Annotated in this window: 25 protein-coding genes; 20 read left to right on the plus strand and 5 right to left on the minus strand. The window is 66.2% G+C overall.

What is annotated here, in order from left to right; translation table 11 throughout:
- The 3 genes from FNL14_RS17605 to moaA all read right to left on the minus strand — a co-directional run.
- Positions 1–951: DUF222 domain-containing protein (locus tag FNL14_RS17605; RefSeq protein ID WP_255470898.1), on the minus strand; the 951-nt coding region annotated here is incomplete at its 3' end.
- A gap of 66 nt (positions 952–1017) precedes the next feature.
- Positions 1018–1284, minus strand: a complete 267-nt coding sequence (locus FNL14_RS17610) for a MoaD/ThiS family protein (protein WP_142062582.1) — start codon at positions 1282–1284, stop codon at positions 1018–1020.
- Between the two features lie 5 nt (positions 1285–1289).
- Positions 1290–2411 (minus strand): GTP 3',8-cyclase MoaA, encoded by a 1122-nt coding sequence (moaA, locus tag FNL14_RS17615; RefSeq protein WP_181762691.1) that lies wholly within the window; start codon positions 2409–2411, stop codon positions 1290–1292.
- A 181-nt stretch (positions 2412–2592) separates the two neighbouring features.
- Here moaA and FNL14_RS17620 point away from each other — a divergent pair, with 181 nt between their 5' ends.
- The 7 genes from FNL14_RS17620 to FNL14_RS17650 all read left to right on the plus strand — a co-directional run bounded on the left by FNL14_RS17620 (position 2593) and on the right by FNL14_RS17650 (position 8327).
- Entirely contained in the window at positions 2593–4158 is a 1566-nt protein-coding gene (locus FNL14_RS17620) for a molybdopterin-dependent oxidoreductase (RefSeq protein ID WP_370455879.1), read from the plus strand.
- A 20-nt stretch (positions 4159–4178) separates the two neighbouring features.
- Entirely contained in the window at positions 4179–5492 is a 1314-nt protein-coding gene (glp, locus tag FNL14_RS17625) for a gephyrin-like molybdotransferase Glp (protein WP_255470899.1), read from the plus strand.
- Complete coding sequence (moaC, locus tag FNL14_RS17630) at positions 5480–5974, plus strand: cyclic pyranopterin monophosphate synthase MoaC (RefSeq protein ID WP_142062589.1); 495 nt, start codon at positions 5480–5482, stop codon at positions 5972–5974. Before glp ends, moaC begins: the two co-directional genes overlap by 13 nt.
- A complete protein-coding gene (locus tag FNL14_RS17635; protein WP_142062592.1) occupies positions 5971–6501 on the plus strand; it encodes a MogA/MoaB family molybdenum cofactor biosynthesis protein in 531 nt (176 codons plus the stop codon). Before moaC ends, FNL14_RS17635 begins: the two co-directional genes overlap by 4 nt.
- Positions 6491–6973: a molybdenum cofactor biosynthesis protein MoaE gene (locus tag FNL14_RS17640; protein WP_142062595.1), complete on the plus strand. Its 483-nt coding sequence runs from the start codon at positions 6491–6493 to the stop codon at positions 6971–6973. The genes FNL14_RS17635 and FNL14_RS17640 overlap by 11 nt, the downstream gene beginning before the upstream one ends.
- 101 nt (positions 6974–7074) lie before the next feature.
- Positions 7075–7845 carry a 4-hydroxy-tetrahydrodipicolinate reductase gene (dapB, locus tag FNL14_RS17645; RefSeq protein ID WP_142062598.1) on the plus strand — a complete coding sequence of 257 codons (771 nt, stop codon included), beginning with the start codon at positions 7075–7077 and terminating at the stop codon, positions 7843–7845.
- A gap of 14 nt (positions 7846–7859) precedes the next feature.
- Positions 7860–8327, plus strand: a complete 468-nt coding sequence (locus tag FNL14_RS17650) for a hypothetical protein (protein WP_370455877.1) — start codon at positions 7860–7862, stop codon at positions 8325–8327.
- On the opposite strand, the gene FNL14_RS17655 is transcribed toward FNL14_RS17650, so the two are convergent.
- Entirely contained in the window at positions 8324–9559 is a 1236-nt protein-coding gene (locus tag FNL14_RS17655) for a heparan-alpha-glucosaminide N-acetyltransferase domain-containing protein (RefSeq protein ID WP_142062603.1), read from the minus strand. The genes FNL14_RS17650 and FNL14_RS17655 overlap by 4 nt on opposite strands.
- 83 nt (positions 9560–9642) lie before the next feature.
- Here FNL14_RS17655 and FNL14_RS17660 point away from each other — a divergent pair, with 83 nt between their 5' ends.
- From FNL14_RS17660 to FNL14_RS17695, 8 genes are all read left to right on the plus strand, one after another.
- Positions 9643–10017, plus strand: a complete 375-nt coding sequence (locus FNL14_RS17660) for a hypothetical protein (protein ID WP_255470900.1) — start codon at positions 9643–9645, stop codon at positions 10015–10017.
- A 24-nt stretch (positions 10018–10041) separates the two neighbouring features.
- The gene (locus FNL14_RS17665; RefSeq protein WP_142062607.1) at positions 10042–10791 is read left to right on the plus strand and encodes a carbon-nitrogen hydrolase family protein; all 750 of its coding nucleotides are present in this window, start codon (positions 10042–10044) and stop codon (positions 10789–10791) included.
- Positions 10792–10894: 103 nt separating this feature from the next.
- On the plus strand, positions 10895–11803 hold the full coding sequence (gene dapA, locus FNL14_RS17670; protein WP_142062608.1) for a 4-hydroxy-tetrahydrodipicolinate synthase: 909 nt from the start codon (positions 10895–10897) through the stop codon (positions 11801–11803).
- Positions 11804–11846: 43 nt separating this feature from the next.
- Positions 11847–13538 (plus strand): ribonuclease J, encoded by a 1692-nt coding sequence (locus FNL14_RS17675; RefSeq protein WP_091418101.1) that lies wholly within the window; start codon positions 11847–11849, stop codon positions 13536–13538.
- A gap of 154 nt (positions 13539–13692) precedes the next feature.
- Positions 13693–16578 carry a DNA translocase FtsK gene (locus tag FNL14_RS17680; RefSeq protein ID WP_142062612.1) on the plus strand — a complete coding sequence of 962 codons (2886 nt, stop codon included), beginning with the start codon at positions 13693–13695 and terminating at the stop codon, positions 16576–16578.
- A 23-nt stretch (positions 16579–16601) separates the two neighbouring features.
- Positions 16602–17246: a CDP-diacylglycerol--glycerol-3-phosphate 3-phosphatidyltransferase gene (gene pgsA / locus FNL14_RS17685; protein ID WP_142062615.1), complete on the plus strand. Its 645-nt coding sequence runs from the start codon at positions 16602–16604 to the stop codon at positions 17244–17246.
- Positions 17243–17737, plus strand: coding sequence for a CinA family protein (locus tag FNL14_RS17690; RefSeq protein ID WP_142062618.1), 495 nt, complete (start codon positions 17243–17245; stop codon positions 17735–17737). The genes pgsA and FNL14_RS17690 overlap by 4 nt, the downstream gene beginning before the upstream one ends.
- A 151-nt stretch (positions 17738–17888) precedes the next feature.
- Positions 17889–18341: a helix-turn-helix domain-containing protein gene (locus FNL14_RS17695; RefSeq protein WP_050055661.1), complete on the plus strand. Its 453-nt coding sequence runs from the start codon at positions 17889–17891 to the stop codon at positions 18339–18341.
- Between the two features lie 132 nt (positions 18342–18473).
- On the opposite strand, the gene FNL14_RS17700 is transcribed toward FNL14_RS17695, so the two are convergent.
- The gene (locus FNL14_RS17700) at positions 18474–18980 is read right to left on the minus strand and encodes a MarR family winged helix-turn-helix transcriptional regulator (RefSeq protein WP_142062621.1); all 507 of its coding nucleotides are present in this window, start codon (positions 18978–18980) and stop codon (positions 18474–18476) included.
- Between the two features lie 41 nt (positions 18981–19021).
- Between FNL14_RS17700 and FNL14_RS17705 the strand changes: the two genes are divergently transcribed.
- From FNL14_RS17705 to miaA, 5 genes are all read left to right on the plus strand, one after another.
- Positions 19022–19246 (plus strand): DUF3046 domain-containing protein, encoded by a 225-nt coding sequence (locus tag FNL14_RS17705; protein WP_142062625.1) that lies wholly within the window; start codon positions 19022–19024, stop codon positions 19244–19246.
- Positions 19247–19438: 192 nt separating this feature from the next.
- A complete protein-coding gene (gene recA / locus FNL14_RS17710; RefSeq protein ID WP_091418086.1) occupies positions 19439–20494 on the plus strand; it encodes a recombinase RecA in 1056 nt (351 codons plus the stop codon).
- A gap of 150 nt (positions 20495–20644) precedes the next feature.
- Positions 20645–21109 (plus strand): regulatory protein RecX, encoded by a 465-nt coding sequence (locus tag FNL14_RS17715; RefSeq protein ID WP_255470905.1) that lies wholly within the window; start codon positions 20645–20647, stop codon positions 21107–21109.
- 24 nt (positions 21110–21133) lie between these two features.
- Positions 21134–22717: a tRNA (N6-isopentenyl adenosine(37)-C2)-methylthiotransferase MiaB gene (gene miaB / locus FNL14_RS17720; protein WP_220126197.1), complete on the plus strand. Its 1584-nt coding sequence runs from the start codon at positions 21134–21136 to the stop codon at positions 22715–22717.
- A 2-nt stretch (positions 22718–22719) separates the two neighbouring features.
- Positions 22720–23616 carry a tRNA (adenosine(37)-N6)-dimethylallyltransferase MiaA gene (gene miaA / locus FNL14_RS17725; RefSeq protein ID WP_142062632.1) on the plus strand — a complete coding sequence of 299 codons (897 nt, stop codon included), beginning with the start codon at positions 22720–22722 and terminating at the stop codon, positions 23614–23616.
- Positions 23617–23656 lie beyond the last annotated feature (40 nt).

The following is a 23656-nucleotide window of genomic DNA, read 5'->3' on the forward strand; positions in this document are numbered from 1 at the left end:
GAGGTTGGCGGCGATGTCGGGGCGGAGTTGGGTGATGGTGCGGGGTTCGTTGGGGCCTTGGAGTCCGCGGGCGATGGCGGTGGTGCGGTTCCAGATGGCTGAGCCCTGGTCCGCGGGGACGTAGAGGGAAACCCGGGCCATGCCGTCGCGGTCCGGGGTGTATTCCATCCTCCGGTCCGCGGCGCACTTGGCGTGGCGCTTCTCCAGGGATTCGGGGTGGTGGCGTTCGCGCCAGTTACGGACCCTGGTCCGGAACCGCGACGGGACGAGTTCGCCCGCGGCGGCTCCACGGGCCGGGTGAGGGTTCAAGACATGCTCGACGAGGGCGGCCGCGCCGGTGGGGCTGAGGCTGTCGGTTTCGTCGGCGATGATTTTGGCGTGCTGCCAGGAGATGGCCCCGGCGCAGAGGGCGTCCATCGCCGGCGGCAGGGCGGTGAGTTGCCGGGATTGGGTGATGAGTGCCCCGGCGGCGGGGGAGCTGATGGTCAGGACCCCTGCGATTTCCTCGACCGCGGACATCTCGGCGTAGGTCCGTTCGTGCGCGGGCGTTTCCGGCGGGGTCATCGCATGCTGGATTTCAATGGCTTCGGCGGCGTCCCGGGCCTTCACGCCGGCGATCTGGGCTTCCAGCTGCTTTGTCACTGCCAAGCGCTCGAGTCGGATCTCATAGCGACGCTGCAGTACATCCACGCCAGCTCCGCCACTGGCAGCGGCCCCGGGACCGGCGTCGGCTTCCAGCCGCTGATCTTCCAGGAACAGGGCATCAAGCAGGGCAGTTGAGGCGTGAATGTCTTCCATCGTTGCCGCCGTACCCGCGCCGTTTCCCATAGAAGAATCATCCATCGAGGCACTGACATTCGGGGCGGCGTCAGCGGATGGGTGAACCGGCGCAGTCGGCGCGGCGCGAAGCAGCGCGTCCCTGTTGACCCCCGTGCCCTCGTGGTTTCCCATACCGACAGCATCCATCGTGGCACTGACATTCCCTGCCCGGGAGAAGCCTCCGCGGGGAAAGTACTCCTAGCCGCCGGCGAACGGAGGCAGCACGTCCACGACGTCGTCGGCCTTTAGGACAACACTGTGGTTCCGCACAGCCACTTCATTCAGCAGGAAGCTGCTCCGCGACAGGATGCGGGGCAGCGGCGGGGTTCCGGCAGGAGGCTCAGGCCGCTGGACGGAAAGCACGGCGTCCAGCAGGTCGGCAACAGTGGCACCTGGCGCCAGCTCGAAGCGCTCTTCCTCAACGCCTGCCGCAGCGCGTGCGGCAGCGAAGTATCGTACGTTCAAATGTCTCAGCCCCCGATGGCGCTCATGCTGCGGTCCGGCTGGACGAAGTCCGGAGCGTCAAGTCCCACGTGGTCCATTCCGTGTGCTTTTGGCTTGAGCCACATGGCGTCCTGCCAGCGCTGGGCGAGCGCGTCGTCGCTTGCGCCCGAGCGCAGCAGGCCCAGAAGGTCGAATTCCTCACGCGAGAACAGGCAGCTCATGATCTTGCCTTCGGCCGTGATCCTCGTCCTCCGGCAGTCCGAACAGAACGGTTCAGTCACAGAGGCAATGATGCCCACGGTCCCCAGCAGTGGGCCTGAATCAGACCCAGCCGCCCGGCGTCGTACTTCAAAGCGTTCCGCAGGGGCACCATCGCGGGCGCGCGGATCCGGGCTCAGGACAAAATCGCCGGACAGCAGGGAGCGGATCTCAGCAGCCGTGATCATGTTCCGCCGCGTCCAGCCATGGTCTGCGTCAAGCGGCATCTGCTCGATGAACCGCAACTCGTAGCCGCGGTCCAGGGCCCATGCCAGCAGTGATGGCGCCTCGGCGTCGTTGATGCCGCGCATGAGGACTGCGTTGACCTTGACCGGGCCCAGGCCTGCAGCCCAGGCCGCGTCCACGCCGGCGAGCACCTGGTCCAGGAATGGCCGCCGGGTCAGCTTGGTGAAAGTCTCCTCATGCAGCGAGTCCAGGGACACATTGATCCGGGTCAGGCCGGCCGCCTTCAATGCGGCCGCCTTCTTTGCCAGGCCCACGCCGTTGGTGGTCATGGAGATGGGCAGATCGGGATGATTGCCGCGGAGCGAGGCGATGATGTCCACGAGGTCGTGCCGCACCAGCGGTTCACCACCGGTCAGCCGCAGTTCACGCACGCCCAGCTGCTCAACGCCGATCCGCACAATCCGCACGATCTCCTCCGCAGACATCACTGCCTGCTTCGCGAGCCACTCAAGGCCCTCAGCGGGCATGCAGTAGGTGCAGCGAAGGTTGCATTTGTCCGTCAGGGAAAGCCTCATGTCGGTGGCACGGCGTCCGTAACGGTCGGCCAGCCCGGCCGGAGCATCGGCGGGGCGCGCGCCGGGTACGGAGGGCAGCGCTGCCCCCGCATCTTCCCGTGGCTGGGGCATGCCTAGCTGGACACTCATGAATTCAGGCTACGCCACAATGGGCTCCGCATCACACCGTGACCGGTCCGGCCGGCAGCAGCAGAATCCGCGGCCCACGACCGGCGCCGCGGGCAGCCAGCGAACCTAAGCTGTAGGTGTGAACAGCTCCCAGCCACAGCATGCAGCGAACGACGGCGTGACACGGCTTCCCGAGCGCCCGGTGCCCTCGGTGCCCCCCGGGCCGGTCCCGCGGCACCGCGTGTGGCCCGCCGCCGCCGCGGGCGCCGTTGCGGTGGGCAGCGCGGTGGTGCTTGGAGAACTTCTGGCCGGTATTTTCAGCCCGGCGCTGTCGCCCATGACAGCGGTTGGCGGCGCAGTCATCGATGCCGTTCCACCCGGTATGAAGGACTGGGCTGTAGCGCTGTTCGGGACGGCCGACAAACTTGCACTCCTGGCTGGCATGGCCCTGGTCATTGCCGCGCTGGCCGCGATGGCGGGAATAGTCGAAGACCGGCGCCGCTTTGCCGGCATCGCCATCGTTGGCCTCTTTGGGCTGGTGGGGCTGGCAGCCGTCCTCACCCGGGCCCAAGCCAGCTTCAATGCGATGGCCTTGCCGGTAATCACCGCAGTCATTGCCGGTGCGCTGCTCAGGTTCCTGATTCGGCGGCTGCAGGAGTGGACGGGCAGTGAGCGCACCTCCGATACGGAAGCCGTGCCTGCCCGCCGTCGTTTCCTCCAGGCCCTGGCAGGCGGGGCTGCCTTCACGGTGATCGGCGGGGCGCTGGCATCGCTCTGGCGCGGCGCCGCAGCGGCCGCCAGCGAAGCAAGGAGCCGCGTGGCGCTGCCGGTACCCGCCTCAGCAGCGCCGCCCATCCCGTCCGGAGCCGAGACCGGCCTGGATGGAATGCAGCCCCTGGTCACGCCCAACCCTGACTTCTACCGCATCGACACCGCACTCACCGTTCCTGCCCTCGATCCGGATACCTGGGTCCTCAAAGTCACCGGAATGGTGGACAGGGAAGTTGAGCTGTCCTTCGCCGATCTCGTGGCGAAACCCCTGATCGAGCGCCACGTAACTATCGCGTGCGTGTCCAATGAAGTGGGCGGAGACCTGATCGGCAATGCGCGCTGGCTGGGCTGGCCCGTCCGCGAATTGCTGGCACTCGCCGGGCCACAACCCGGCGCGGACATGGTGCTCTCAAGGAGCACGGACGGCTGGACCGCCGGCACCCCGCTCGAGGTCCTCACCGACAACCGGGATGCGCTGCTTGCCGTCGGCATGAACGGCGAGCCCTTGCCCCTGGAGCACGGATTTCCCGTCCGGCTGGTGGTGCCTGGTCTCTATGGCTACGTGTCCGCCACCAAATGGGTTACCGAGCTGAAGGTCACCAGGTTCGCGGACGACGCCGGCTACTGGACTCCCCGCGGCTGGTCTGAGCGCGGACCCATCAAAACGTCGTCCAGGATCGATGTCCCGCGCGATGGCCGTGGGGTGAAGGCCGGAACTGTGATGTTCGGTGGCGTGGCCTGGGCGCAGCACTCCGGCATTGGGAAGGTGGAGCTCCGCGTGAACCGGGGCGCGTGGCAGCAGGCGGAGCTGGGCGAAGGCATCTCGGTGGACACCTGGTACCAATGGAAGGTGGGCCTGGAGCTGGCAGCAGGCCAGTACGAAGTCCAGGTCCGCGCAACTGATCTCACGGGCCGGGCCCAGGACGAACAACGCAGGCCTCCAGCCCCGGACGGAGCCACGGGGTTCCACACCATTAGAGTGGACGTGCAACCCTGATGGCTACCGAAGGCGGAACCATGACCAGCCCGCAACCGCATGGAACGTCGCTGTCCGGGACGTCCCAACACCCAACCTCCCACCCGGCGCGGCACCAGGAAAAGCACCACCGCCACCAGGCGCGATCCGTGGCTGAGCACGCGGCCGCCGTCACCGAACTCCTGCAGCCGCTGCGGTCACCGGGCCGCACCGAAGTGCTTCCGCTGGGCGAGGCACTGGGCCGGGGCCTGGTCAATGACGTCACCGCCCCCATCAGCCTGCCCCCCTTCGCCAATTCGCAGATGGACGGGTACGCCATCCGTTCCGCTGACCTGCCCGACGACGGCGGCGAGCTGCGCGTGATGCCTCCCGTTCCCGCCGGCGCCAGTCCGGACGCCCTCCAGCGCGGCACAGCCGCCCCGATCATGACCGGAGCCATGCTGCCTGAGGGGGCCGACGCCGTCGTCCCCATTGAGCGGGCCGTTCCGGACCGTTTCCTGCCGCCCACTGGACAGTCCACGGCGCAAGCAACGGTGAAGCTGCCTGCGGCAGGCCCCGGCACCTACGTGCGGGAAGCCGGCAGCGATGTGCAGGCCGGCCAGACCGCCCTGGCGGCGGGCACCTTCCTGGGCCCTGCCCAGCTGGGGCTGCTGGCCGCGTTGGGCATCCCGGAAGTCACCGTCTACCAGGCCGTGACGGTCCTGCTGGTCACCACCGGTGATGAAGTGGTGGAACCCGGCCAGGACCTTCCCGCCGGCAAGATCTATGACTCCAATGGCACGCTCCTGGAAACTGCGATGCGGCAAGCGGGCCTCGAGGTCCGCCGGGCGGGCATCGTCACGGACAACCCGGGAAAGCTGCGCGAGCTGCTTCGCACCGAGGGAGCGGCGGTGGACCTGATCGTCACCACCGGCGGGGTCAGCAAGGGTGCCTACGAGGTGGTCCGGCAGGCCATGGAAGACCAGCCGGTGGAGTTCCTGCACGTGGCCATGCAGCCGGGTGGCCCGCAGGGAATCGGCACCTTCGACGGGCGCCCCTTCCTGGGGTTCCCCGGCAACCCGGTCAGCTGCCTGGTCTCGTTTGAAATGGTCCTGCGCCCTGTGCTGGGCCGCCTGCTCGGCGCCCCCGCACCCCGCCTGCCGCTTCGCGCCCGCCTCGGACAGCCGCTCACGTCTCCCGAAAACAAGCACCAGGTCCGCCGGGGTACGTTGCAGCCTGACGGCACGGTTGAGCTGCAGGGCGGGGAAAGTTCCCATCTGATGCATGCGCTCGCCGGTTCGAATGTGCTGGTTCACGTCCCACAGGGAGTGGCCGAACTCGGGGCAGGAGCGGAGGTGGAAGTATGGATGCTGTGAATGCAGAAGAATCCCCGGCCGCGCTGACGCACCTGCGCCAGGACGGCAGCGCCCAGATGGTGGACGTCTCCGCCAAAGCCGAAACCACCCGCGAGGCCACCGCCACCGCCACGGTCCGCACCACCGCAGAAGTTATGGGCCTGCTCGGTTCCGGTGGACTGCCCAAGGGCGACGCCCTCGCCGTAGCGCGCGTGGCCGGAATCATGGCAGCCAAAAAGACCCCCGAACTGATTCCGCTCTGCCATCCGCTTCCGCTGTCCAAAGTCACGGTGGACTTTGACCTTGCCCCGGAATCCGTGTCGATCCTCGCCACGGTCAAGACCAGGGGAGTCACAGGCGTGGAGATGGAGGCCCTCACCGCAGTGTCCGTCGCTGCGCTGAGCGTCTACGACATGATCAAGGCAGTGGACAAGCATGCGGTCCTGGACGACATCAAGGTCCTGGCCAAGAGCGGCGGCAAAAGCGGGGACTGGACGCTGTGAGCACCTCGAGCACGCTTAGCGCCCCCGAGCCGCACCGCCACGGCGACGTACTGGGCCGGAAGGCTGGCGTCGTGATCGCCTCCACCCGGGCCGCCGCAGGCATTTACGACGACGAAACCGGACCCGTCATCAGTGATTGGCTGACCGAACACGGCTTCGACGTCTTCCCGGCCATGGTGGTGCCCGACGGCGAGCCCGTGGGCGCCGCGATCCGCGCACTCCTCACCCAGCGGCCCGCCGTCGTGATCACCAGCGGCGGAACTGGCCTCAGCCCGGACGACCGCACGCCGGACGTCACCCTGCCGCTCTTGGACCGCGAGATTCCCGGCATCATGGAAGCGATCCGCCGGGCCGGGGCAGCCAAGACTCCACTGGCCGCGCTGAGCCGTGGCTACGCGGGCGCCGCGGGCCATACTTTCATCATCAACCTGCCCGGATCACCCAAGGGGGTCATGGACGGACTGACCGTCCTGGACCCGGTCATCGGGCACCTCTGCGACCAGCTGGAAGGCGGACATGGGCACTGAAACATCATTCGAGGTGGTCAACGCGGTCCTGAGTGCGGAGCCCATCTCCGTTGACCAGGCCATCGCGGCGGTTGAAAGCGACACCGCGGGCGCGGTGGTCAGCTTCAGTGGGGTAGTGCGCAACCACGACGGCGGCAAGCCGGTCGAGCGCCTCAGCTACAGTGCGCACCCCACGGCACACCAGGCGATGGCCGACGTCGTTGCCCGGCTGGTTGCTGAACAATCGGCAGCCGGCAGCTCCGACGGGGAAGGCGGCCGGTCCGCGCAGTCCGTCCGGATCTGGGCGGCGCACCGGATCGGCATGCTGGAAATCGGTGACCCCGCCCTGGTATGTGCCGTGTCCGCCGCCCACCGGGGGCAGGCATTTGCCGTCTGCTCCGAGCTGGTGGACCGCATCAAGGAGCAGGTTCCCATCTGGAAGGAACAGTTCTTTACCGACGGAACCGTCGAATGGGTTGGCGCAGGCAACTGACCCTGTTCCGTCCAGGTCCGTCCAGTCCGGAACGGCTCATGCGAGGTAACGCACACTCCCCGGTTCCCGCGCGGCTGGAGCCCACCGGTAGGCTTAACGGCATGACCGAACAACTCTCCGCGCCCTTGCCCGTTGCCGTGCTGGGCGCGAACGGGCGCATGGGCGCCGAAGCCGTAAAAGCCATCGAAGCCGCGCCGGATATGAAACTGGTCGCAGCCCTGGGCCGCGGAGATTCACTGGACCAGATCACGGCAGCAGGTGCCCGCTTTATGGTTGACCTGACGGTGCCGGAGAGCACCGAGGCCAACGTCCGCTTCGCCGTCGAACAGGGCATCCACGCTGTCGTGGGCACCACCGGCTGGGACGCAGCAAAGCTGTCAGCGCTTGAGGACCTGCTGGCCGGCCACCCGGAGACCGGCGTGCTGATCGCCCCCAACTTTGCCCTTGGCTCAGTCCTCGCCTCGGCTTTCGCTGCGAAGGCATCCAAGTACTTTGAGTCGGTGGAGATCATCGAACTGCACCACCCTGACAAAGTGGATGCGCCCTCCGGTACCGCCGTCCGCACCGCGGAGCTCATCGCCGCAGAACGCGCCGCTGCCAACGTTGCCCCGAGCCCCGATGCCACCACCAGCGAACTCGACGGTGCCCGCGGCTGCGAGGTGGACGGTGTCCGTGTCCACAGTGTGCGGCTCCGCGGCCTCGTGGCCCACCAGGAGGTCCTGCTCGGCAGCGCCGGCGAGCAACTGACCCTGCGTCACGATTCTTTTGACCGCGCTTCCTTTATGCCCGGCGTGCTCCTTGGCCTGCGTAAGGTGGCCTCGCACCCCGGACTTACGGTGGGCCTGGACGGCTACCTGGACCTGGGGCTGTAGCCGTGGCCGGGCTCATGGCTGGCTTCCGGAAGAACCGCACCAAGATCTGGGTGGGTGCCGTCACGCTGCTCCTGGTCTTTTACCTGGTGGTGTCCTTCCAGCGTTCGGTCCTGCTGCTGACGGACAGCAATCCTGCAGCCGTAGCCATCGGCGCAGCCTACCTGGTGCTGCCCGTGATCGGCGCCTGGGCGCTGATCCGCGAGCTGATGTTCGGCGCCCGCACCGAACAGATGGCCAAAGTCCTCGAGGCGGAAGGCGGGCTTCCCGTGGACGAACTGCCCCGGACCCCTGCCGGCCGGATCGTCCGGTCCGCAGCCGACGCCGAATTCGAGAAATACCGGATCGAGGCCGAGGCGGCGCCCGAGGACTGGCGCTCCTGGTTCCGGCTGAGCTGCGCGTACGACGCCGCCGGCGACCGGAAGCGCGCCCGCGCCTCCATGCGTGATGCCGCAAAACTCTTCCGGGGCAACGTTCCGGCTTAGCGGACGGCTTTTACCCCGCCGCGGCCCAACTGGTTCGCCGCGTGCCCCAGCCATTCGAGCGGGCCCCGCCATTTGAGCAGCACAAACACCATGCCAATGATCACCGCGGAGGCGGCGTGGGCGAAATACAGGGCGTCTTCGTTCCAGCCCTCAGGCATCGGCTTGAGGTAGAACGCCGAAACCACCCACACGTGGACGGAATACAGGGTCAGGGTCATGGCGCCCGCGCCCCGGAGGGGCAGCAGCAGGTCCAGGGCCACCCACTCGGCCAGCCTGCCCAACAGCAGGAACGCCCCGATGACTGCTGCGGCCACCGCGGACGTGTGCAGCAGGTCCAGGCTGGTTGCCGAGTGGGGTGCCGCGGATGCCAGCCACCACCACGAACCCTCCTGCGGGATGCCGGTCAGGTTGACCTGCAGAACGCTGCCCAGCGGATAGCCAGGGGAGTTCAATACCTTCTCCAGCGCCGCACGGCCGCCCCAGTCTTCCATCGCCGCAGTGCCTACTGATTTGGCCAGGACAGCAATGAGGGTTCCGCCCACCAGCAGCACCCAGGGCACCAGCGCTTTGTGCAGCATCAGGCGGCCGACGACGAGCCCCACCAGGAGGTAGGAGAGCCACTGGAAGACGGGGTAATATCCTGTCAGGAAGACGTCTGCCAGAAGCCTTCCCGGTGTAGAGAGGTCCTCCCAGGACGGGTTGTGGCCCAGCTTGAGCGGCGGGTTCGCGGCGAGCAGCCACGGACGCAGCAGGTACGCCAGCACGGGGGACACCAGGATCCAGCCGGCCGCCCAGGCGCAAAGCGCCTTCAGCTGCAGGCCCAGGAACGGCAGTATGCACAGGAACAGGACTGCGTAATGGACCAGGATGATGGCCAGGTTTACTTCCAGGCCACCGAGGGAGAGTCCGACGGCGGCAATCACCAGGGCGCGCAGGGCCACGCCGCGCCGGGCGCCGGACAGCTCGGGACCCTGCAGCGGCTTGTGCTTTCCCGTGGATAAGGCAAGGCCCACTCCAGCCAGGACCGCGAACAGGGCGGCCGCCCGGCCCGAAAAGGTCAGGCCGATCCAGGTGGGCGTAAGGTTGGCGTTCGACTCGAAGGTGGGAAGCAGGTGGGTGGCCATCATTCCCAGCAGTGCAAGCCCGCGGGCGGCGTCTATACCGTGCAGCCGTGCCGGGGTGGACCGTCCGGGAGACGTCCTGGTGGACGCGGCGGCATTACGGGAGGTCATGTCCAGATCGTCTCACATCCGCCTGTGGCGGGCCTGTCAAAGAGCTCTTGAATTCGAATATATGTTCGAATACTATGAATCGCATGCAAACGCCATCATCCGGAGCCCCGTCCTCCGGAGTCCCCTTATTCGGTGCTCCAGCACCCGGAGCCCAGGCTTCGGGATCACGCCATGACGGGCCGCTGAAGGCCATGAGCCCCGGCGTGGTCGATTACCTCTTCCGCCAGCTGGTGACCGGAAAGACGTCCGAGGATATCCAGTGGGAGCAGGAGGGCCTCAGCCTTTCCGCACAGCCGGAGGGCGCCGAACTGGCCCGCCGATTGGCCGAGACGGACATCGACGCCCTGACGCCCGTGGAACTGTTCCACTACATGCGGGCCGCCCAACGCCTGGCCACATGGGCGGAAGGGCTCCGCCAAGCAGCCGTGGGCAGGTATTGCCAGCCCGGGCCTGTGTAACCCCGGCATGCCTAGGATGGAGGCGTGACTGACACCCTTCCTGTCTCCGTCATTCAGTACCGTCCGCTGGATGGAGGCATCCCGGTCAACGCTGAGGAGCACGTGCGCCTTATCGAGGACGCTGATGACCATGGCTCCCGGCTGGTGGTTTTCCCGGAGCTTTCCCTGACCGGCTATCGGCTGGATCTCCTCGACAGCCCTGACTCGTGGGTAACACCGGGTGACCACAGGCTCGCGGATGTCCGCGAGATCTGCCGCAGGACGGGGATTACCGCCATCATAGGGGCCGCCCTTCGGGAGGCCGACGGCACCCCGCGGCTGGCATCGCTGGCCGTCCACCCTGATGGGAGTACCGAGACGGCCTTCAAGACCCACCTCCACGGGGATGAGCATGAACTCTTCACGCCCGGAGAGGGGGCCACGCATGTAGAGGTGGACGGGTGGAAGACTGCGCTGGCGATCTGCCTGGATGCCTCGGTGCCCTCGCATTCCGGTGATTCCGCGGCTGCCGGCGCCGACCTCTATTGTGTATCCGCCCTCTACACCAAAAACGAGGAGCACCGTCTTGCCCTCCACCTTGGTGCCCGCGCCATGGACAACCGGATGTTCACGGCGCTGGCGAACCTCGGCGGCACCAGCCCTTTAGGCGATTCATGTGGCCTCAGCGGCTTTTGGGGGCCGGACGGGCTTCCCCTGAAGCAGGCCTCGGGCACCGGTACCGAGATCATTTCATCCGTCCTGCAGCGCAGCCGCCTGAAAAAGTTCCGGCAGTGAACGGCCAAAGCACGGACCCCGGGCACACCGGAAGCCCATATTTGACGTGCATCACGCCCGCCCTATTGTCCTAACCAGCGGTGGACAGGGTAACGTTTTTTCCATGGCTGACACTTCCGCGCACATCCCTGCCCTCGGTACCCTCCTGACCGCAATGGTTACGCCGTTCGCCAAGGACGGTTCAGTTGATTACCAGCAGGCAGCGGAACTGGCCACCAAGCTCGTGGACGACGGCTGCGACGGCCTTGTGGTCACCGGAACCACAGGTGAAACCTCCACCCTCACCGACGAAGAGAACCTCGGCATGTTCCGAGCCGTCAAGGAAGCCGTGGGCGGCCGTGCCGCGATCATCGCCGGTACCGGCACCAACGACACCGCGCACTCGGTGCACCTTTCCCAGCAGGCCGCGGCCCTTGGCGTCGACGGCATCCTGCTGGTGACCCCTTACTACAACAAGCCCAGCCAGTCGGGCCTCCGCGCGCACTTCGAGACCATCGCCTCGGCCGCCGACGTGCCCGTGATGCTCTATGACATTCCCGGCCGGTCCTCCATCGCCATCGAACCCGACACCATGATCCGGCTGGCGCAGCACCCCAACATCGTCGCGGTGAAGGATGCCAAGGCGGACTTTGTCGCGGCCACCCGCGTCATGAGCGAGACGGACCTGCTCTTCTACTCCGGCGATGACGGACTGACCCTGCCCTGGATGGCGCTGGGCGCCGTCGGCCTGGTGGGCGTGACCACCCACGTGGCCACCCGCCGCTTCCGCGAACTCATTGACGCCGTGAATGCGAACGACCTCGGCACCGCCCGGAAGATCAACTTCGAACTCCAGCCGGTAGTGCGCGCAACCATGACCCGTGTCCAGGGTGCCGTGGCGGCCAAACAGATTCTTAAATGGCAGGGAGTCCTGCCCAACTCGATTGTCCGTTTGCCCCTCGTGGAGCCGGACGAAGCCGAGATCGAAACCATCCGCGGGGATTTGGCGGAAGCGGGGCTGGTCTTTTCCTGAAAGCTAAGACCGGCACGCCCTTCCGCCTGGAAAGTAGTGCAATATGACCCAAATCGCCCTGACCGGCCTTGTCACCCCGCCCCGCCTGCCCAACGGCACGTTGCGGATCGTCCCGCTCGGCGGGCTGGGGGAGATCGGCCGGAACATGGCCGTGTTCGAAATCGACGGCAAACTGCTGATCGTTGACTGCGGCGTCCTCTTCCCGGAGGAAACCCAGCCCGGTGTTGACCTGATCCTTCCTGACTTCTCGTACATCGAGAACCGGCTGGATGACATCGTCGCCGTCGTCCTGACCCACGGCCACGAGGACCACATCGGCGCTGTCCCGTACCTGCTGCGGCTCCGCAACGACATCCCGCTGGTGGGCTCGCAGCTGACCCTTGCCCTGATCGAGGCGAAGCTGCAGGAACACCGCATCCGGCCCTACACCCTCACCGTGGAAGAGGGCCAGGTGGAGAAGTTCGGCCCCTTCGAATGCGAGTTCGTAGCCGTCAACCACTCCATCCCTGACGCTTTGGCCGTCTTCATCCGCACCGCAGGCGGTACGGTGCTGCACACGGGCGACTTCAAGATGGACCAGCTTCCGCTCGATGGACGCATCACCGACCTCCGGCACTTTGCCAAGCTCGGCGAAGAGGGCGTTGACCTCTTTATGTCGGACTCCACCAACGCGGACGTCCCGGGTTTCACCACCGCGGAAAAGGAAATCGGCCCCACCCTGGAGCGCCTCTTCGGCCAGGCCACCAAGCGCATCATCGTGGCGTCCTTCTCCTCGCACGTCCACCGGGTCCAGCAGGTCCTGGACGCGGCCGGGAAGCACAACCGCAAGGTCGCGTTTGTTGGCCGTTCCATGGTCCGGAACATGGCGATCGCCGAGAAGCTCGGCTACCTGGATGTTCCGCCGGGCCTGATCGTGGACATCAAGAACATCGACAACCTGCCGGACAACCGCGTGGTGCTCATGTCCACCGGCTCCCAGGGTGAACCGATGGCGGCGCTGTCCCGGATGGCCAACGGCGACCACCGCGTGGTGGTGGGCGACGGCGACACCGTCATCCTGGCCTCCAGCCTCATCCCCGGCAACGAAAACGCCGTCTTCCGCATCATCAACGGCCTGCTGAAACTGGGCGCTGATGTCATCCACAAGGGCAACGCCAAGGTCCACGTCTCCGGCCATGCCGCCGCCGGCGAACTCCTGTACTGCTACAACATCCTTGAGCCGCTGAACGCCATGCCCGTGCACGGCGAAACCCGGCACCTGATTGCCAACGGCAAGATCGCCATCGAGTCCGGTGTTCCGGAAGCCAGCGTGATCCTGGCAGACAACGGCACCGTGATTGACCTGAAGGACCACCGCGCCGATGTGGTGGGACAGGTGGAAGTGGGCTTCGTCTATGTGGACGGATCCAGCGTGGGCGAAATTACCGACGCCGACCTCAAGGACCGCCGCATCCTCGGCGATGAGGGCTTCATCTCGATCATCACCGTCGTCAACCGGACCACCGGCAAGGTAGTCTCCGGACCGGAAATCCACGCCCGCGGCGTGGCCGAGGACGATTCGGTGTTCGATGACATCATCCCCAAGATCAACGCAGCGCTGGAAGAAGCCGTCCTGAACCACGCGGACCACACCAGCCACCAGCTCCAGCAGGTGGTCCGCCGGGTGGTGGGCACGTGGGTCAACCGCAAGCTGCGCCGCCGCCCCATGATCATCCCCGTGGTCCTCGAGGCTTAAGAGCGTCCCGCACCGGCTCCGGCCCGTACTCCGCCACACCGGGAGTGCGGGCCGCAGGTGTTTAACCCATCCTGGGCCACTCCCGTTGAGCAGGGGGGATTCATGGGGCTCCAAATCCCCGGGAAAACGGTGCGGTTCCGGTAGCGTGGCTACCATGGCCACTCGTACTACTTCCGCGCCCAATGGATCCAGCAAGGCCAGTTCCGGCAGCAAATCCGGCGGCCGCGGTTCCGGCTCCACGGCAGCGAAATCTCCGGCCAGGTCCGGACGGGCCGGGAGTTCCGGTACGGCCAGGACACGCCAGCTTCCCGCCGTCGAACAGCACCAGCCCTGGCTGCTCCGCGTCGTGGGCGGAGCATGGCTGGGCATCGGCCATCTCGTGGGCGGGGGAGTGCGGCGCATCGGCCATGACGTCAGCGACCTCCCGGCCGACGAACGCCGCGACGGCGCAGCCCTCTTCAACCTTGCCCTGGGCATCTTCATCGCCACCTTCGCCTGGTGGGGCCTCACCGGCTGGTTCCCGGACGCGGTCTACAGTGTGGTGAACGGGACGTTCGGCTGGATGTCGCTGCTGCTTCCGTTGATGCTCTTTGTCTGCGCATTCCGGCTCTTCCGCCAGCCCTCAGACGGGCGGGGCAACAACCGGGTGGGGATCGGCTTCCTCATCATGACGTTTGCCGGCTGCGGCCTGGCGCACGTCCTAGGCGGACAGCCCACTGTCGCCCAGGGCTTTGACGGTCTGCGCCAGGCCGGCGGGATGCTGGGTTTCCTGGGCGCCTCTCCGCTGGCCGCGATCCATCCCGCCGTGCCGCTGGTGCTCTACGGGCTGCTGGCATTTGTGTCGCTGCTCATCATCACCGCCACCCCGTTCGGTGCCATCCCGCGGCGGCTGCGCGGCGCGTACGAGCACCTGATGGGCATCGACCTCCAGGAGCAGGACGGGAACGGCCACGACCGCAGCTACCTTGAGCGGACGCCGCCTGCGGCGCCCAAAAAGAAGAAGCGCCGCTTCTTCGGCAAGGATGACGAGTCCGACGCCGGCCTGGAGGGTTACGTCGGGGACGAGGCCTTTGAGCATGCCGTCATTGACGACGACGAGCCCGAGCCGCCGCGGCCCGCCCCCGGTGTGCGCCGTCCCACCCAGGCGGAGATCGCCGTCGAAAAGATCAAGGCCGCACAGGGCCTCGGCAGCGCCGCGGCAGCCGGCCAGGACAACGCCACCGAAGCCATCCCCATGGTCACCCCCGGCATGGCAGCCGCCGGCAGCAAGCCGGCCGCCGCACCCACCGTGCCCTCCAACCCGGTGGCTCCCGCGCCGCCGCCCGTCCCCATCCCGCAGCGCACCGAGCAGTTGTCCCTCGCCGGCGACGTAACGTACACGCTCCCGGCGTCGGACTACCTGACGCCCGGTTCCATCCCGAAGGAGCGCACGGAAGCCAATGACGCCGTCGTCGCCGCCCTGACGGACACCCTGCAGCAGTTCAACGTCGATGCCACCGTCACGGGCTTCAGCCGCGGGCCCACGGTCACCCGCTACGAGATCGAACTGGCCCCGGGAACCAAGGTGGAGCGGGTCACCGCGCTGTCCAAGAACATTTCCTACGCCGTGGCGTCCAGCGACGTCCGGATCCTCAGCCCCATACCGGGCAAGTCCGCGATCGGCATCGAGATCCCCAACACGGACCGCGAGACCGTCTCCCTGGGTGACGTGCTCCGCAGCCAGAACGCCCGCCGCACCGACCACCCGATGGTGATGGGCGTGGGCAAGGATGTTGAGGGCGGCTACGTGGTGGCCAACCTGGCCAAGATGCCCCACCTGCTGGTGGCCGGCGCCACCGGTGCCGGTAAGTCCTCCTTCGTCAACTCCATGATCACGTCCATCCTGATGCGCGCCACTCCGGACGAGGTGCGCATGGTGATGGTGGACCCGAAGCGCGTGGAACTCACCGCCTATGAAGGCGTCCCGCACCTCATCACCCCCATCATCACCAACCCCAAGAAAGCCGCCGAAGCCCTCCAGTGGGTGGTCCGCGAGATGGACGCCCGCTACGACGACCTCGCCAACTACGGCTTCAAGCACATCGACGACTTCAACAAGGCTGTCCGCGCCGGCAAGGTTCAGCCGCCGGTGGATTCCAAGCGCGTCATCCGCCCCTACCCCTACCTGCTGGTGATCGTGGACGAACTCGCCGACCTCATGATGGTGGCGCCGCGCGACGTGGAAGACTCGATCGTCCGCATCACCCAGCTGGCACGTGCCGCCGGCATCCACCTCGTCCTGGCCACCCAGCGGCCGTCGGTGGACGTGGTGACCGGCCTGATCAAGGCCAACGTTCCCTCCAGGATGGCGTTCGCCACCTCCTCCGTCACGGACTCCCGCGTGGTCCTTGACCAGCCCGGTGCCGAAAAACTCATCGGCCAGGGCGACGCCCTCTTCCTGCCCATGGGCGCTTCCAAGGCCATGCGTGTCCAAGGCGCGTGGGTCACGGAATCCGAAATCCACAAGGTGGTGGAGCACGTCAAGGGACAGCTCCAGGCCAGCTACCGCGACGACGTCGCGGCGGAGGCGCCCAAGAAGCAGATCGACGACGACATTGGGGACGACCTCGAGGTGCTGCTGCAGGCCACCGAACTGGTGGTCACTACGCAGTTCGGCTCCACATCCATGCTGCAGCGCAAGCTGCGCGTGGGCTTCGCCAAGGCCGGCCGCCTCATGGACCTGCTCGAATCCCGCGGCGTGGTGGGCCCCTCGGAAGGCTCAAAGGCCCGCGACGTGCTGGTGAAACCGGACGATCTCGCCCCCGTCCTGGCCGCCATGAAGGGCCAGGAGGCGCCGGCCGCACCGGATGCGCAGACTGCCGCGCTCAGCGACAACGCCAACGCGAACATCGCCCAGGGCGGGTACGCCGAAGACCTGGTGGCCGCGGACCTGGACCAGCGGAAGCAGAACGTGGAATATTACGACGGCTCCGACTCTCCGCCGGGCGGGTACGACGACGAGGACGGCTCCGAGGACGCATGGTCCCTCACGGGCCGCTAGGCCGGAGACGGTAGCCTAGAAAGGTGACTAGCACAGATGCCACCGCCGCCGGCTCCAGCCGTGCCGGGGTCTGGAACCTTCCCAATATCCTGACCATGCTCCGCATCGCGCTGGTGCCGTTCTTCGTCTGGTTCCTGATCGCCGACGCGCCCGGACTCCACAGCCAGTCCGGGCCCTGGCGCTGGGCGGCGGCTGCCGCGTTCGCCGTCGCGATTTACACTGACAAGCTCGACGGCGACATCGCCAGGAGCCGGAACCTCGTGACCGACTTCGGCAAGATCGCCGACCCCATCGCGGACAAACTGCTCATTGGTTCCGCCCTGGTGATGCTGTCCGTGCTCGGCGAACTGCCCTGGTGGGCCACCCTGGTGATCCTGGTGCGTGAATGGGGCATTACCGCCCTGCGCTTCTTCGTCATCCGCTACGGCGTCATCCCCGCCTCGCGCGGAGGCAAACTCAAAACCGTGGTCCAGACGGCCGCCATCTTCCTGTACCTGCTCCCGCTGGGTGCCATCGCACCGTGGCTCACGTGGGTGGCGTTCGGCGTCATGATGGTGGCCGTGGCCATCACCGTCTGGACGGGCGTCGAATATGTTGTTGAGGCGATGCGCCTGCGCGCCAAGGGGAAAGTGCAACGAACCACGAAGGGCGGGCAGGAACCGGCATGACCAACCAGCAGCATCTTTCGCTTCACCATCTGGCCGAGCAGGCAGTCCGGCAGGCCATGGAGCTCAAACTTACGGTGGCAACAGCGGAATCGCTGACTGCCGGCATGGTGTCCGCGGTCCTGGCCGACACACCCGGCGCCTCCGGAATGCTGCAGGGCGGTGTGGTGGCCTACCAGAACTCCGTCAAGGCGGACGTGCTGAAGGTGTCCGCGGAATTGCTGGCCAACGCCGGATCCGTTGATCATGACGTTGCTGCTGCCATGGCTGAAGGGGCACGCTCGGCCCTTGGCGCGGATATTGGCGTCTCCACCACCGGCGTTGCCGGGCCGGAAGCACATGATGGAAAACCCGTGGGAACGGTGTATATCGGCGTTGCGACGGCAGCGGGAACAAATGCCTTCGAGTATGTGTTTTCAGGGAGCCGGGCAGAGATCCGGGGGCAGGCTTGCGGCGCTGCGCTGGAACTGTTGATTCAGGCTCTGGCGTCCTGAAGTTACCCGGCTGTAAAGTTGGCGGGAACAAAAGCCGGTACCGATTAGTTATTACATTGTGTCGCTTCCGGAGAGCGGAGGCGCCTAGGATGAAAACACCAACGGTTCGCTTCACGGCGGACCGGACTGAACGAGGAGCAAGGCGATACAGATGGTAAAGCAGCCCGTATCCGTAAACGGCGTTGTCCGCTGGAAGGATGTGGGCCTCGCCGATCAGGCTAAGAGCGAACAGAAGGAGCGCAAGATGGTGGTACTTCGTCACGAAATCGGTGATGTCCTGCGCGATGTTCGCCAGCGTCAGGGGCGTACGCTCCGTGAGGTTTCGCACAGCGCCCGAGTCTCCCTGGGTTACCTCAGCGAGGTGGAGCGCGGTCAGAAGGAAGCGTCTTCCGAGCTTCTGTCCTCAATCTGCTCGGCCCTGGATGTCCCGTTGTCCAGCATGCTCCGGGAGGTCAGTGACCGCGTGGCAGTAGCCGAAGGCGTAGCTGTCCCGGACACCGTACCGCAGGAATTCTCCCAGCGTTACGGACGCGACCTTGAGCGCGATCTCAACAACGAACTCAACGATGAACTTTCAACCGGCCTCCTCTCCGGCGCCCGGTAAGGACTGATCCACCACACGGTGGCATCCTGCACGGAAAGCCCCCGGCATCCGCCGGGGGCTTTTTCGTGTTTCCGGGCACTTTTCCAGGTGCCGGCGCCAGCCTTTGCCCGCCCGCGTGTATGTCGTTTGGGCCTAGATGTCGTGCGGGAAACCGTCACGTTCGTAGGTGGCGTTGAGCTTGGCCATAAACCGGGCAAGCTCCTGCAAGTCCTCCACAGGCCATTCACCCAGCCGCTCCCGAAAGACCTCCCGGCGCGCGTCCTGGACCTGGTGCATCTTTTCCTCGCCCTTGGGAGTGAGCCGGATGGCCTGCGCGCGTCCGTCCAGCGGGTCCGCTTCCTTGGAGACCAGCCCGATGCTTTCGAGGAACGCAATCTGCCGGCTGACGCTCGGCTTGCCCACGCCAATGTTCATTGCCAGATCGGTGAGGCGGATGGGGCCTTCCCTGCGGATCACTGTCAGCAAACCATAGGCAGCCGGCTCCATGTCCGGATGGACCTGGCGGGAGAGCTGGTTGGAGATGGCCCGTGCGCGCCGCCAGAAGAGGCTGATCTGGTGTTCGACGTTCTGCAGTGCGGCATCCACCAGGTGATCGTCGTCGCGGCCAGCGGGGGTCGGGGCGGCAGGGGAGTTGCTCATGGCAACAATTCTAGGGTCCGGGATCATGAGAGACTCAACAGGTGCGAATCAGCGATTATTGGCGACTTATGGATGATGAATTTGGCGCCGGCTACTCGCGGGTCCTTAGCAGCACCCTTGTCCTCGCCGGGGTGGGCGACCGCACCGCGGACCAGGCGCTGGCTGCCGGTGTGGAGCCCCGCAAGGTCTGGCTGGCGGTCTGTGATGTCCAGGACGTTCCCGCCGAGCGCCGGCTTGGCCGGGACGTCAAGCCCCGCGTCGAATAGGCCCAATCCTTCGGGACACGCCGGACTATTGTTCGAATACCTGTTCGGGTAAAGCTATGCTTTTCCTAGCGGGTTATCCACATAGCCGCCGTCCTCAGGCCGGAATGTCAGTGGGTCCCATTAGCGTCAGAGATGACCAATAAACGGCCGCTGAGGCCACTCCAAAGCGAGAAAGCATTAGAGGTGTGAACCATGGCGGCAGCCCCGGATCGTGCAAAAGCGCTCGAAGCAGCGCTGGCCCAGATCGACAAGCAGTTCGGTAAAGGCTCAGTCATGCGGCTCGGCGACGAAGTCCGGGCCCCCATCGAGGTCATCCCCACCGGTTCCATTGCCCTGGACGTGGCACTGGGAATTGGCGGGCTTCCCCGCGGCCGCGTGGTGGAGATCTACGGTCCGGAATCCTCCGGTAAAACCACCGTGGCACTGCACGCCGTGGCCAACGCCCAGCGCCTGGGCGGCATCGCCGCCTTCATCGACGCCGAGCACGCCCTGGACCCCGAGTACGCCGCCAAGCTCGGCGTGGACACGGACGCGCTCCTGGTCTCACAGCCGGACACGGGCGAGCAGGCGCTGGAGATCATGGACATGCTGGTCGGTTCAGGCTCCCTGGATGTCATCGTCATCGACTCCGTTGCCGCGCTGGTGCCCCGAGCCGAAATCGAGGGCGACATGGGTGACAGCCACGTGGGCCTCCAGGCCCGGCTGATGAGCCAGGCCCTGCGTAAGATCACCGGCCGCCTGAGCCAGACCAAAACCACGGCGATCTTCATCAACCAGCTCCGCGAAAAGATCGGCGTCTTCTTCGGTTCCCCCGAAACCACCACCGGTGGTAAGGCCCTGAAGTTCTATGCCTCCATCCGTATCGACGTCCGCCGCATCCAGACCCTCAAGGAGGGCGCGGATTCGGTCGGTAACCGTACCAAGGCCAAGATCGTCAAGAACAAGATGGCCCCGCCCTTCAAGGTGGCCGAGTTCGACATCATCTACGGCCAGGGCATCTCCCGCGAGGGCGGCATCATTGACATGGGTGTCGAGCACGGAATCATCAAGAAGTCCGGTTCCTGGTTCACCTACGACGGCGACCAGCTGGGCCAGGGTATGGAGAACTCGCGCCGGTTCCTCCGCGACAACCCGGAACTGGCCGCCGAGCTGGAGCGCCTGATCAAGGAAAAGCTCGGCGTTGGCGTGAAGCCGGCAGAGGCCGAGTCGAAGGATTCCCCGAAGCTGAAAGCCGTAGACGGGTTCTAACCGTTGAGCGGTACTGACAGTGCGCGTCCCCGCCGGTCCCGGACCGGCGGGCGGCGCGCCTCCTTTACTGATGCTTTCCAGGACGGGCCCGACGCCGGCTCTCCCGTCGCGGAGGACGCTGAGCCTGACCCCTTTTCCGTTGCCAGGAATATCGTTTACCGGCAGCTGACAGCCTCGGCGAAAAGCAGGCTTCAACTGGCCCGCAAGCTTGCCGAGCGGAACATCCCGGAGCACGTTGCCGAGGAAGTCCTGGATAAGTTCGAGGAAGCACGCCTCATCAACGACGCCGATTTCGCCGAGATGTGGGTGCGGAACCGGTCGCAGACCCGCAAACTGGCAAAGGGCGCCCTCCGGCGGGAGCTGTCGGAAAAGGGCGTGGACCAGGAAACGGCGGCGGCGGCCCTGGAACAGATCTCGGACGCCGATGAAGAGGCTGCCGCGAGGAGCCTGGTGGAGCGGAAGCTCCGGCCTGGCACCGATTTGGCAGACCCGGCAGAACGTGACAAAACCACGCGCCGGCTGGCGTCCATGCTGGCGCGGAAGGGCTACCAGCCATCGCAGGCCTTCCGGATTGTCTCCGAGGTTCTTGACCAAGCGGCTGCTTCCGACGCCTGAGCTTTCACCCGTTACCCTTAACAGGTGAGTTTGACCATTCCTTCCCCCCTTTCCGGCACCAACGCCCCTTCGGATCCCAGTGCTGCGGCGCGCCCTGACGCGGCCCTGGAAACCGGCGGCCAGAAGCCACGCACCTACGAGGTCCGTACCTTCGGCTGCCAGATGAACGTGCACGATTCCGAGCGTATGGCCGGAATGCTGGAAGCCGCAGGGTACGTGCCCGTGGATGGCGGGCAGGCCGACGTCGTGGTCTTCAACACGTGCGCCGTGCGGGAAAACGCCGACAACAAGCTCTACGGAAACCTCGGCATCCTTGCCCCCGTGAAAGCGGCCAACCCGGGGATGCAGATCGCGGTGGGCGGATGCCTGGCGCAGAAGGACCGCGAAACGATTCTGAAGAAGGCGCCCTGGGTGGACGCAGTGTTTGGCACCCACAACGTCGGTGCCCTGCCTGCCCTGCTGGAGCGGGCCCGGCACAACCACGAAGCCCAGCTGGAAATCCTTGAGTCCTTGGACGTTTTCCCGTCCACGCTTCCCACCAAGCGCGACTCCGTGTACTCGGGCTGGGTCTCGATTTCAGTGGGCTGCAACAACACCTGCACGTTCTGCATCGTTCCAGCCCTGCGCGGCAAGGAGAAGGACCGCCGCCCCGGCGACATCCTCGCGGAGATCCAGGCCCTGGTTGACGACGGCGCCATCGAAGTCACCCTCCTGGGCCAGAACGTGAATTCCTACGGCGTGGAGTTCGGCGACCGGCAGGCCTTCTCCAAACTCCTGCGCGCCTGTGGCGACATTGAGGGACTCGAACGGGTGCGTTTCACCAGCCCGCACCCAGCCGCCTTCACGGATGATGTTATCGACGCCATGGCCGATACACCGAACGTTATGCCGCAGCTGCACATGCCCCTGCAGTCGGGCTCCGACAAAGTCCTGCGCGACATGAAACGCTCCTACCGGTCCACCAAGTTCCTCGGCATCCTGGACAAGGTCCGGGAAAAGATACCCCACGCCGCCATCTCCACCGACATCATCGTTGGCTTCCCCGGTGAAACTGAAGAGGACTTCCAGGCAACCCTGGACGTAGTGGAAAAGTCCCGCTTCGCCACGGCCTTCACGTTCCAGTACTCCAAGCGACCCGGAACCCCTGCCGCCGATTTGCCGGACCAGCTGCCCAAAGCAGTGGTGCAGGAACGGTTCGAACGGCTCACTGCCCTGCAGGACCGCATCGCCGCCGAGGAAAACCGGAAGCAGCTCGGCCGCAGGGTGGAGGTTATGGTCACCGCACAGTCGGGCCGTAAGGCAGGTGAAACCCACCGCCTCTCGGGCCGGTCCCGGGACCAGCGCCTGGTGCACTTCTCCGTACCCGAGGGAGCGGCGGCACCGCGTCCGGGCGATCTCGTCACGGTCACCATCACCGAGGCTGCCGCCTTCCACCTCGTGGCCGATCCCACCCCTGAGGACTACAGCCTCCGCCGCTCCCGCGCCGGCGACGCCTGGGACAGGTCCCAGGCCGACTCCTGCGGCGTTCCCGCCCCGGGCAGCGGCAACGGCAATGGCCGGACCGGCGTTTCCTTGGGCATGCCCTCGCTGCCTGTGCGCACCCGCTGACGGTGGGCGCCCAGCCCGTTATCGCCGTCGTCGGTCCCACCGGCTCAGGCAAGTCAGACCTTGCCGTCAACCTGGCGCTCGGACTCGATGGCGAAGTCATCAACGCCGATGCCATGCAGTTCTACCGGGGCATGGACATCGGGACGGCGAAAATCAGCCTGGCCGAACGCAGGGGAGTACCGCACCACCTCCTGGACATCCTGGACGTGACCCAGGAGGCCAGCGTCTCCCAGTTCCAGGAGCAGGCGCGGGCAGCCATCACGGACATCCACTCACGCGGGAAACGCGCCATTCTGGTTGGCGGTTCCGGGCTTTATGTGCGGGCCGCCCTGGACGTCCTGGAATTCCCAGGAACCGACCCTGCGTTGCGGCAGCGGCTCGAGGACGACCTGGCGGCCCAAGGGGCCGGGGCGCTGCTCGCCCGGCTCCAGGCCGTGGATCCTGTGTCCGCAGGCCGGCTCTCCGACAGCAGGCGCATCATCCGCGCGCTTGAGGTCCATGAGCTCACAGGACGCCCGTTCAGTTCCTTTATGCCCCAGCGGGAGTACTTCCAGCCTGCCGTGCAGATCGGGCTCAGCGTTGACCGCGAACAGTTGCGCGAGCGGCTGGCCCTTCGTGTGCACCGGATGGTGGACAACGGCCTGCTCGCCGAGGTGGAGCGGCTGGAGGCCCAAGGCCTGCGGCGGGGTAAAACAGCGCCCCGGGCCTTGGGCTATGCGCAGTTCCTGCAGGTGCTCGACGGCGCAGCAACAGTCCCCGAGGCCGCCGAAGAAACCATCGTGGCCACCCGGCAGTTCGCCCGGCGCCAGCTCACCTGGTTCCGCGCCGATCCGCGCATCAACTGGCTGGACTGGCAGGATCCCGCGCTGACCTCCCGCGCGGCCTCGTTCTGCGGCTAAGGGACTCTGCTCGCAGCTAGCCCAGGTTTCGGGCCAGCCC

It is taken from the genome of Pseudarthrobacter sp. B4EP4b, assembly GCF_006680095.1.
Taxonomy (GTDB): domain Bacteria; phylum Actinomycetota; class Actinomycetes; order Actinomycetales; family Micrococcaceae; genus Arthrobacter.

Coding starts and splice junctions, on each gene's coding strand:
- moaA (WP_181762691.1), bottom strand. CDS start 2,411: ATGAGTGTCCAGCTAGGCATGCCCCAGCCACGGGAAGATGCGGGGGCA.
- glp (WP_255470899.1), top strand. CDS start 4,179: ATGACCAGCCCGCAACCGCATGGAACGTCGCTGTCCGGGACGTCCCAA.
- moaC (WP_142062589.1), top strand. CDS start 5,480: ATGGATGCTGTGAATGCAGAAGAATCCCCGGCCGCGCTGACGCACCTG.
- FNL14_RS17640 (WP_142062595.1), top strand. CDS start 6,491: ATGGGCACTGAAACATCATTCGAGGTGGTCAACGCGGTCCTGAGTGCG.
- dapB (WP_142062598.1), top strand. CDS start 7,075: ATGACCGAACAACTCTCCGCGCCCTTGCCCGTTGCCGTGCTGGGCGCG.
- FNL14_RS17650 (WP_370455877.1), top strand. CDS start 7,860: ATGGCTGGCTTCCGGAAGAACCGCACCAAGATCTGGGTGGGTGCCGTC.
- FNL14_RS17655 (WP_142062603.1), bottom strand. CDS start 9,559: ATGACCTCCCGTAATGCCGCCGCGTCCACCAGGACGTCTCCCGGACGG.
- FNL14_RS17660 (WP_255470900.1), top strand. CDS start 9,643: ATGCAAACGCCATCATCCGGAGCCCCGTCCTCCGGAGTCCCCTTATTC.
- dapA (WP_142062608.1), top strand. CDS start 10,895: ATGGCTGACACTTCCGCGCACATCCCTGCCCTCGGTACCCTCCTGACC.
- FNL14_RS17675 (WP_091418101.1), top strand. CDS start 11,847: ATGACCCAAATCGCCCTGACCGGCCTTGTCACCCCGCCCCGCCTGCCC.
- FNL14_RS17680 (WP_142062612.1), top strand. CDS start 13,693: ATGGCCACTCGTACTACTTCCGCGCCCAATGGATCCAGCAAGGCCAGT.
- FNL14_RS17690 (WP_142062618.1), top strand. CDS start 17,243: ATGACCAACCAGCAGCATCTTTCGCTTCACCATCTGGCCGAGCAGGCA.
- FNL14_RS17695 (WP_050055661.1), top strand. CDS start 17,889: ATGGTAAAGCAGCCCGTATCCGTAAACGGCGTTGTCCGCTGGAAGGAT.
- FNL14_RS17700 (WP_142062621.1), bottom strand. CDS start 18,980: ATGAGCAACTCCCCTGCCGCCCCGACCCCCGCTGGCCGCGACGACGAT.
- recA (WP_091418086.1), top strand. CDS start 19,439: ATGGCGGCAGCCCCGGATCGTGCAAAAGCGCTCGAAGCAGCGCTGGCC.